The sequence below is a fragment of the Pseudomonas avellanae BPIC 631 genome (assembly GCF_000444135.1).
GTDB lineage: Bacteria > Pseudomonadota > Gammaproteobacteria > Pseudomonadales > Pseudomonadaceae > Aquipseudomonas > Aquipseudomonas avellanae.
Genome location: NZ_ATDK01000010.1, coordinates 1 through 9,352 on the forward strand (window position 1 = coordinate 1; position 9,352 = coordinate 9,352).

Annotated in this window: 9 protein-coding genes and 1 pseudogene; 1 reads left to right on the forward strand and 9 read right to left on the reverse strand. The window is 61.9% G+C overall.

Translation table 11 applies throughout. The features are described 5' to 3' along the window. The 4 genes and pseudogenes from DW49_RS0100495 to DW49_RS0100510 all read right to left on the reverse strand — a co-directional run. Window positions 1–610, reverse strand: a pseudogene (locus DW49_RS0100495) (maltose alpha-D-glucosyltransferase); the annotation flags it as partial. A 145-nt stretch (window positions 611–755) separates the two neighbouring features. Then, window positions 756–1,325, reverse strand: a complete 570-nt coding sequence (locus tag DW49_RS0100500) for a LysR substrate-binding domain-containing protein (RefSeq protein WP_229687561.1) — start codon at window positions 1,323–1,325, stop codon at window positions 756–758. A 35-nt stretch (window positions 1,326–1,360) separates the two neighbouring features. Then, the gene (locus DW49_RS0100505) at window positions 1,361–1,621 is read right to left on the reverse strand and encodes a helix-turn-helix domain-containing protein (protein ID WP_003376691.1); all 261 of its coding nucleotides are present in this window, start codon (window positions 1,619–1,621) and stop codon (window positions 1,361–1,363) included. A gap of 242 nt (window positions 1,622–1,863) precedes the next feature. Next, window positions 1,864–2,469 carry a DJ-1/PfpI family protein gene (locus tag DW49_RS0100510; RefSeq protein ID WP_005618256.1) on the reverse strand — a complete coding sequence of 202 codons (606 nt, stop codon included), beginning with the start codon at window positions 2,467–2,469 and terminating at the stop codon, window positions 1,864–1,866. A gap of 121 nt (window positions 2,470–2,590) precedes the next feature. On the opposite strand from DW49_RS0100510, the gene ftrA reads away from it, so the two are divergent. After that, window positions 2,591–3,544, forward strand: a complete 954-nt coding sequence (gene ftrA, locus DW49_RS0100515) for a transcriptional regulator FtrA (protein ID WP_003376695.1) — start codon at window positions 2,591–2,593, stop codon at window positions 3,542–3,544. On the opposite strand, the gene DW49_RS0100520 is transcribed toward ftrA, so the two are convergent. The 5 genes from DW49_RS0100520 to sbnB all read right to left on the reverse strand — a co-directional run. Further along, on the reverse strand, window positions 3,504–4,682 hold the full coding sequence (locus DW49_RS0100520) for a serine hydrolase domain-containing protein (RefSeq protein WP_005618257.1): 1,179 nt from the start codon (window positions 4,680–4,682) through the stop codon (window positions 3,504–3,506). The genes ftrA and DW49_RS0100520 overlap by 41 nt on opposite strands. Window positions 4,683–4,685: 3 nt before the next feature. Then, complete coding sequence (locus DW49_RS0100525) at window positions 4,686–5,840, reverse strand: iron-containing alcohol dehydrogenase (protein ID WP_005618259.1); 1,155 nt, start codon at window positions 5,838–5,840, stop codon at window positions 4,686–4,688. A gap of 36 nt (window positions 5,841–5,876) precedes the next feature. Further along, entirely contained in the window at window positions 5,877–6,521 is a 645-nt protein-coding gene (locus tag DW49_RS0100530) for a LysE family transporter (protein WP_005618261.1), read from the reverse strand. Window positions 6,522–6,548: 27 nt separating this feature from the next. Next, window positions 6,549–8,297 carry an FAD/NAD(P)-binding protein gene (locus DW49_RS0100535; protein WP_024421051.1) on the reverse strand — a complete coding sequence of 583 codons (1,749 nt, stop codon included), beginning with the start codon at window positions 8,295–8,297 and terminating at the stop codon, window positions 6,549–6,551. Next, a partial coding sequence (sbnB, locus tag DW49_RS0100540; RefSeq protein ID WP_241478680.1) for a 2,3-diaminopropionate biosynthesis protein SbnB occupies window positions 8,297–9,352 on the reverse strand: 1,056 nt, incomplete at its 5' end. The genes DW49_RS0100535 and sbnB, both read right to left, overlap by 1 nt.

The window sequence follows — 9,352 nt, forward strand, 5'->3', positions numbered from 1 at the left end:
CATCGGGCATCAGGTTGACGGCGTCGCGGCCAGCCGCGACCTCGGGCAACAATGGCCAGTCTTCTTCACGGATCTCGACCATATGGAACAAACCGGGGTAATCCTCGTACGCCATCTCGGCGAGGCGGAAATCTGCACCTTTGCCGGTGTGCGACGGGATGATGTCGTCAATGATCACTGCGTTGTGCGCCGCAGCGATGCGCGACAGGCTCAGCAGTTGCGCCTCGGTGCCCAGGTCTGGGTCGATGCCGAAGCTGATGCGGTCGAAGTTGCCATCGATACTTGGCGTCCGCTCGCGGCCCTTAAGCCCGCCGGACAGTTTCAACGGCCCGTTGTGAATCCCCTGAATGCCGATCTCGGACAGCGCGTGCCACAATGTTTCGTCGCCCAGCGCTTCAAGCACCGAGCCGCCTTCGCGAGTGACGATCGACGCCGGGTAGGCCGTGAACCAGACCGAGGCAATAGCGGAGGCGTCTCTGGGACGTGCCAGCGCGAATGGACGCTGCCAGAGCCTGCCCTGCCCCGAATAGGTCTTGGCGCGCTGTCTTGCGGCATTAAGCATCGATTGCTCGACCAGCCAGTCCACGTACTGCTTGTCCGGTATCGTCATAGCGTCCAGTCTTCCTCTCGAATCGGCGACTTTGGACGCTCCGCAGGCGGAGCGCCCTGAATGTGTTACCTACGGATATGAGCCCAGCGGGCCCGATTCGTTGCATTGATGTTCAGACCCGATGGCCTTCGACAGGGTTTTCGACCTAGTAATTCGGCGCCGCAGCGGCGGATGGTTTTTTCAACGCCTGTATCACCGCATTGGCCGCGCTGGACAGCAACGAGGCCGGGCGCGCGACCACGCTGATCTGGCGCGTTACGGTCAGTGGCAGCGCAATCGGCTCCAGCTCACCGAGCCGACCGCCCAGCAAGACGCTGGGCACAATAGTGATGCAATGCCGCTTCGCGACCAGATCCAGCAGCGTGTCGAGGCAGGTCAGTTCGCCACGCTGACTGAGCCGCACTTGCGCCGCTGCCAGTTGCTGGTGCAGGCGTTCCGCACCCGGATGTCGCCAGGCCACGTAACGAGACACCTGCGGGAAATCGGCGAAACTCTGCGGCGCCGACGGCTTGCCACGCGCGACGGCAAGCACGTAATGATCCGACCAGTGATGGTGCTCCAGATAATGTTCGTTGAGCACCGTACGGGGCACAATCAGGATATCGGCCGCCTCCCTGATCAACGAGTCCAGTGACGGGCTCTGCTCGCCTCGGTGCAGCACGTTGAGGTGAATATCGGGGTAATGATGGGCAAGAAAGTCCAGTGAGGCGCTCAGGCTGGTTTCTTCGATGTGCGTGTTGTAATGAATGGTTACGCTGCCACTGACCCCATTTTTTTTAGTTGTTCGAGCGTGGCCAGAACATTTCCAAGAGTCTGGTTGATGATTTTGCCTTCCGGGGTGAGGGTGCAGCCGGTACGGCTACGGATGAACAGGCGTTTTTCAAAGAAGTCCTCGACCTCTTTGATCGCGTAGCTGATGTTCGACTGGCTGCACCCCAGAATGGCCGCGGCCTCCGAGAACGAACCGTGCTGTGCAACGGTTTGCACGACTTTGAAGAAGTGGGTTTTCATGTGACCTGCACTCTGGTTTTGCGAGGGTGGAAGCGGGTCGGCCGCGGAACTGGAAGCCGCTGAGCCGGAAAGGGTCGGGAAACGGAAAACCCCGCTGACACACCGACACGTCCGGGTTATCGGCCATTCACTGCTGCATCAGGCGGGGGTAAGGCACTTGCTGAATGACCCGCTAAAAGGTTCGCCATGCACGTTTCGGGCACATGGCGTCATCAGCGAAACAGGCGGCAGGGCTGGAAGTCTCAGTCGTTCTCGGTCCAGTCGAAATCCAGTTGCAAGGCAGTACGTTCGGCCAGTTCACGACTGTGCAGCCGCTCGACCAGGTGAAGGCTCATGTCGATGCCGGCAGAGATGCCCGCCGAGGTCACGAACGAGCCTTCATCGACCCAGCGCAATGTGCTGAGTACGTCCACCGTGGGGAACATCTCCTTGAGATCGTTGATGTCTTCCCAGTGCGTGGTGACCTGCTTGCCTGCCAGCTTGCCGGTCCTGGCCAGCATGAACGCCCCGGTGCACACGGCGGCTACAACGCGACCAGGCTGAGACTGATCGCTGATCCAGCTAATCACGTCGGCTTTTTCCAGTTCGGCCGTGACCACGCCACCGGGCACGATCAGGCAGTCCACAGGCGGATGGTCGGTGATAGAGAAGTCCGGATCGACCTTGAGCCCGGCACGCGCACGAACCGGGGCCATGCTGCGGCCAATGGTAAACACGTTGAACAGTTGGCGGTCGTCGCGGCTTTTGCGGGCATGCATGCGTGTCGCCGTGGTGAACACTTCATAGGGGCCAGCGAAGTCGAGAACCTCGACATCGTCATAAACGTAGATACCGATATTGAGTGGCACGAATAGGCTCCTGGGTCTGCTTGCCAGACCACTTGCATGTTAATGTTTCAGCTGCGGAGATTACGCAGTAGCATCGAGCCAAACTACTGGCTGAAATGCCAATATGCGGTAACATCACGCCATGAAAAATCATCTCGTCGTCGCCCTCATCTATAACCAACTATGCACCTTCGAATTTGGCTGCACGGTTGAGGTATTTGCCCTCAAAAGACCCGAACTGGGGGTCAGCTGGTACGAGTTCGCAACCTTCCCGGTCGATGACGGCCCGATCACCGCGGCTGGCGGTATCACTATCGTGCCAACCCCAGGTGAGGTGCTGCTGGAAAACGCCGACACCATCATCGTGCCTGGCTGGCGCGGGGTGGAGTCCGAAGTTCCGCAACGCCTGATCGAACAGCTTCAGGCCGCCCACGCCCGTGGCGCACGCATTTGCTCGATCTGTACCGGGGCGTTCGTGCTGGCAGCAGCGGGCCTGCTCGACGGGCACAAGGTCACGACCCACTGGCGCTACACCGATTTGCTGGCAACCATGTACCCGGGGCTGAGCATTCAGCCCAACGAGCTGTATGTGGATCAAGGCAATATCGTTACGGCTGCGGGCTCGGCCGCCGGGCTGGACATGATGCTGCACCTGGTGCGCAACGATCATGGCTCGCGAGTCGCTAACATGGTGGCGCAGCGCATGGTAATCCCGCCGCACCGCGAAGGCGGGCAATCGCAATACGCCTCAAGGCAGTTGGTGGCGGCCAGTGACGGCCCGATTTCCAACCTCATGGACTGGATTCGCGGCGATCTGCAACGCCCGCACACCATCAAGGAAATGGCCTCGCGAGCGTCGGTCAGCACGCGCACCCTGCACCGCAGTTTCATGGAAAGCACCGGGTTGACGCCCTATGACTGGCTGCTCGGCGAGCGCGTGGCGTACGCCAAGGAACTGCTGGAATCCTCGAAGCTGCGCCTCAATGAAGTGGTGGACAGGGCCGGTTTTGGCTCGGAAGAGTCGTTTCGACGACACTTTCGCAACCTGGTGGGCATCAGCCCGAGCAGCTACCGCAAGCAGTTCGCCCGGACCTGATGTAGATCGCGTCGACCATCGATTCGGCAAACTCGCCCCAGGCGCCTGTCGTGGCGGTATTGGTCATTGCTACCAGACTGATGGCAGACACCGGATCAACCCAATAATGACTGCCGTACAGCCCGCACCACGACCAACTGCCTGCGCCCTGCCGCTGCCCGGCGGCCGACGGGTCGGTGAGAATCATGGGCCCGAGGCCGAACTTCCAGCCCGGACCACGCGTGGCAACAAGCGTCTGGCCGATGGCGTTGCTCAGCAAGCGCCTTGTGCTGGCCGGGCTCAACACAGGCGCACCGCCCAGACGCAGGCATTCCAGCAAGCTGAGGTAGTTATCCGCCGTGCCCAGCAGGCCCGCCCCACCTGACTGGTAAGCGCTTGCGTCATAAGCACGAGCGGACGACAGCCAAGCCCGGCCGCTGTCGAGCATCAACACATCGCTATTACCAATTCGCTGAGGGCCACCAGCACTGTCTTTGTAGGCACTGGACAAAGGCAAACCCTGCATGGGCCTGAACGAAGTCGCGCTCATTCGCAATGGCCCGGTGACCATGCGCGCAATAGCCTTTGACAACGCCAGCCCGGTGGCCTGTTCGATCACCGCGCCCAGTACATCGGTGGCCAGCGAGTATCCCCAGGCGCCGCCCGGCTCGAACAGCAACGGCAGACTTGCCAAGCGGCGCAGGTTCTCTTGCAAACCGAACGCCACGCCATCCAGCCCATCCGACACCCCGCCTCGTTCGTAAGCGTTATAGGGCATTTGCTCAAAGCCGTAGCTCAAACCGGCGGTGTGCGACAGCAAATGCTGCAGGGTGATCACGGGCTCACGGCCCCCCGCCAGACGCGGCCGAAATGCCGGCAGCCAGTCTGTCACCGCTGCATCCAGGCTCAATACACCCACTTCGCAAAGCCTCAGTACGGTCACCGAGGTCAGCAGCTTGGTCAGCGACGCCAGGCGAAAGCGCGTGTCACGACTGACCGGCATCTGTTGCTCGCGATCGGCCCAGCCCCGCGCGCTGGCGTAACGCAACTGACCGTGCTGGGCAAGCAGCAAGACCCCGCCGACAATCCCGCCCTGATCGACAAAACGCCGCCAGACCTCGTCAATACGCTGCACCGCCGGCTCATCCAGCAGGATCACGGCTCAAAAGCCTTTAACAGCGCGGCTGAAAATCTGCGCATACACTTCGGCCGAGTGTCGAACCGGGTTGGTGTGCGAGCAGCCGTCGGCAAACGCCATCATTCCGACCTTTTGTGCCTCACGGTCATCGATACCGATCTCGCCCAGCGTGTGCGGGATGCCGATCTGTTCGCGCAGGCTCAACAGCCAGTTCATCACCCCGTCGAAGCCCGGCTCGGGCAAACGCAGGTAGACCGCCAGGTCATCCATTTGCGTGAGCAACGCTGCACGATTGGCCTCCAACACGTAGGGCAGCACAATTGCATTCAGCAACCCATGGTGCAGGTCATAAAGCGCCCCCAGGCTCTGCGCTATTGCGTGGACGCCACCCAGACCGCGTTGAAACGCCGCTGCGCCCAGGCTTGAGGCCACCAGCATCTGCTGACGCGCCTCCAGGTCCTGGCCGTCGGCGACCACGCGAGGCAAAAACGTTTTGATCATCTGCATGCCCTTGACCGAAACCGCTTCGGCCATCGGGTGCCAGACCGGCGAACACCAGGCTTCCATGCAGTGGGTCAAGGCGTCGGCACCGGTGGCGGCGGTCAGGTGCCTGGGCAGGTCGAGGGTCAGCGTGGCGTCCAGAATCGCGATGCGCGGCATCATGCGGATATGCAGAATGGTACGTTTGACTTGCGCCTGTTCATCGGTAATGACCGAGGCACGCCCTACCTCGGAGCCGGTTCCTGCAGTGGTCGGCAGCGCGATCACGGGGGCGATGCCGTGCGGATCGGCGCGCAGGTGGTTCTGGCCGATGTCTTCAAAATCCCACAGCGGGCGGCGCTGACCTGACATCAACGCCACCGCCTTGGCGGCGTCCAGCGCCGAGCCGCCGCCAAAGGCAATCACCCCGTCATAATCACCGGTTCTGTAGGCCTCCAGCCCCTCGGCGACATTGCGACCCGTGGGGTTGCCCTTGACCCGGTCGAACAGCCCGCAATAGCCCAATTGCCTGCGGCAGTCCTCCACCGCGCTGGCGATCATGTCGGTACTGCCGAGAAAGCTGTCGGTGATCAACAGCGGTCGTTTTATGCCGGTCACCCGACAGGCGTCGGCCAGCTCATTGACGCGGCCTACGCCTGCACGGATCGAAGTCGGATAGTGCCAGTCGTTGCTGTGCATCGGTTTACTCCTTTAAAAGTCGACTAAACGGGTTCTTCAGTGAAAAACGCCCGTGGGCAGCAAACCGACCAGCAAACGCAGGCCGAAGGCGATCATGAAAAGCCCAGTGACAATATCGATGGCCTTTTTCATTCGCTGATAGCGGGCCTGCACGGCAGGGATCGAAAACAGCGTGGCCAGCAGCACGAACCAGAAGATTGCCAGTACGGCAATGATCGACACCCCCGCAGTGCGCACCCACATCGGCATGCGCGGCGTGGTGACGGTGGTGAACACGCTGGTGTAAAACGCCAGCGCCTTGGGATTGGTCAGGTTGGTCAGCAGGCCGAAACGATAGGCGCGGCTCAGGCTGCCGATGCCCAGCGCGCCGACGTCCCGGGGTTTGGGCTGGCTGCCCGCGCTGCGCAGGCTTTTGGTGCCTAGCCAGGTCAGATAAGCACCGCCAAGCAGTTGCAAGGCCGGTTGCAGCCAGGGCAATTGCTCAAACACCAGCCCCAATCCGGTGGCCGCCAGCAGCGCCCAGAGAATGCTGCCCGAGGCAACGCCCAGACCGGCGCAGATCCCCTGCTGCCGCGACTGACTGAAAGACAGCTGGGTAATGACCAGAAAGTTGGGGCCGGGGCTGATGATCAGCACGATGAACGCGCCCGCCAGTGCGATCAGCAAAGTTATTTCGTACATGTCAGTAATTCCTTTTTAATCATTGGGTTAAAGAGTTCTCTTCAACTGAAAAGTGATGCAACTTGAAGTGTGATCAGCCAGCGCTTCCAGACAGGATTCGACCGCCCTGCGCGCCTCGATCAGGGCTCGGCAGCTCGGGTCCGGCGTTGGGACGTAGTGGTTGTAGAAGGTGCAGCCTTCCACGGCAGGCCCCAGCACCCAGAGCCGCTGCTGCACCGAACCGTCGCGGCCGATGGCGCGGCCAGATTCATCGGTGTCGATGCCGTCAGCCGGCCAGGCGTGCGCGGCGCGAATCAGCCCTTGCTCGCGCAAATCGTCGAGCAGCGCACTGCGATTGCCCGACAGCCCACTGAGGGCGACGCGTGCAGCGATGACGCTGTCCAAGCGGCTACCTGACTGCTGCGCGTCGTCCATAGGCGCGAGAACCGTCACCACCCCGGCGTCGATCAGCGCCAGCAGATCTTCGTGACGCTCCTTTTGCGGGCCACCAACCAGACGGTTCCCCAGCCCGGCCCATGTGCCATAGAACGCCAGGGTCGACGATTCAGTCAGGCCGTTGCGGTCTGCAACCAACCGCAACAGATCGCGACAGTCGCGCCACACCTCGAGCGCCTGACGGATGGGGCTGTGTGCCGTGCCCAGCCGACTCAGCGCCAGGTCACGCTTGATCCACTCGACGAACCATTGGCCATACGTGCCCGCCTCGCCTGTCCAGCGCTGGGTAGTCAGCCATTGCTCGGGGTCGAATTCGCCCCACTGCTCCGCCAGCCGGGCAAACAGCGCAGGCCTGGCAACAGCCTCATGCAGCGCCCGCTGGACGGCCTCAACTTGCCGTGGCGCATCGAGCCGGGCCTTCGTCTGGTAAAACACTGCGCGCATCTCATCCTTGATCAGCGGCAATACATCGGCCTGAAAGTCGAGCTGCCCGCCTTGCTTTTGCTTGCGCAGGCCAGCAACGGCGGCGACGGTAAAAAACTGCCTTGGCAGCGCGGCATGGCTGGATGGCTGCCAGTGCGGCCTGGCATGAAACGGCAGCCCGCTGCGTGAATACAGAAATACCTTGGGTTCGCGCCCTGACGGCAGATAACGCCAGCCAGCAAAGCCTGCGTCGCGCACATAGCGCCCGCCGCGCCCTTGAGTCAGGCTGGCCAGCGTGTCCATCGCCGTCAGCCCCAGCCCTTCGATGGCCACCGTTGCGCCGACGTCCTGTAGCTCAGCAGTTTGAGAGGCGTGACCGGTGGTGAGGAATAGCGCATCGACGTTCATCTCTCGAGTCAGGCTGCGCAGCCTGAAACCCGGCACATCGGACCTTGAACGGCACTTGATTACCCTTTCGGCGTGATGGCGCACCTGTACATGCGCCGGGCACTGCTGCAGCAGGAATCGATAACTGTGCTGCAAATAGCGCCCGAGCAACGCACGCGGCACGAAGTCACCGAACGCTACCGGCCTGCCCTGCCCATCCGTGCTGACATGACCGCGCTCGTCGAGGCGTACATCCTGGGCGCTGCACCACTGCAAAAAGGTCCAGCCTGCCGGCTCGCACGCCGGGAACGCCGAAGAAAACGCGGATAATTGGCCGGCCATTGTATTGAGCATCAGGTAATCCGGCTGCTGCGCAGAATGCAGCCCACTGCCTGGAGGCTGTGGGTCAAATACCTCGATCTGTAACGGCTGCTGATCGGCGTGCCGACTCATGCCAATCAGTTGCTCCAGAATGCTCAGCCCGCGCGAGCCCACGCCGATGATGGCGACGGTGTGCGTCTGCACGGCCATCACCAGCGGTTCGACTCAAAGAAGAATCGCGGCACCGGCAGCGCGCTGCCCTCTGCAAGCGCCTGGCGATAAACACGCTGGCCCACGGCAAGGTCGAGCACGCCGAGACCGAACGGCGAGAAGATCGATGCCCGGTCGGGGCTCAATTCCACCTCGCCGATCATCAGTTGCGCCAGCGTGCCGGTGATGAACGAACGGTGCTGATACTGCCGCACTGCAAGGTCAGGCGACGTCTGAGCCTTGAGGCAGTGCTCGACGTCATCGAGGATGTTGTCGGCCTGAGCGATAACCTCCGGCCCCAGGTCACGCAGTGAAATGTTCAGCACCACTTGCCCTGGGCGAAACACCGGCTCCAGGACGTAAGGGCTCGGCGCGGTCGTGGCGAATACCACCACATCGGCCTGCAGGCAGTCGTGCAGGTCCGTTTGCTCGCCGCTCAACCGATGCCGACCGGCAGCGTGGCTGAGCAAGGCCAGCGCTGAATCCTCGTGCTGATCGAAGACGCTTACCGAGTCCATCGCCCAGCCATCGCTGACAAACATGTCGAGAACGGTTCTGGCGATGAAACCGGCACCGATAAACGCCATTCGCCTGACGTGGCGCTGCTGACGATTCATCCAGCGTGCACCGAGCACCGCCGAGGCTGCGGTGCGCATGGCGCTGATCCGCGAGGCTTCCAGGCAGGCAAACGCATAGCCAGTCACAGTGTCGTTGAGGATCAGCACCGCCGATGCACGTTGCAGGCCGGTGTCGACATTGCCCGGAAAGCTGGAGATCCACTTGATGCCGCTGACCGGCTGATCACCCGCCAGGCTGGCGGGCAAGGCAATGATGCGATTGGCCGGCGCCTCGGGAAAGCGCAGAAAATAACTGTCGGGGTTAACCGTGCGCCCGGCCTCGTGGGCCAGATACGCGGCCTGTACGTCGTCGATGCAAGCCAGCGGATCAGCCGCCAGCAGCCGCGCCGTCACTTCCCCGTCAACCACATGAAAAGCCGCCTGCGTGAGGCGCTCGGCCTCTGCCTCATCAGATGAGCGCTCCCACAAGGGATTGCA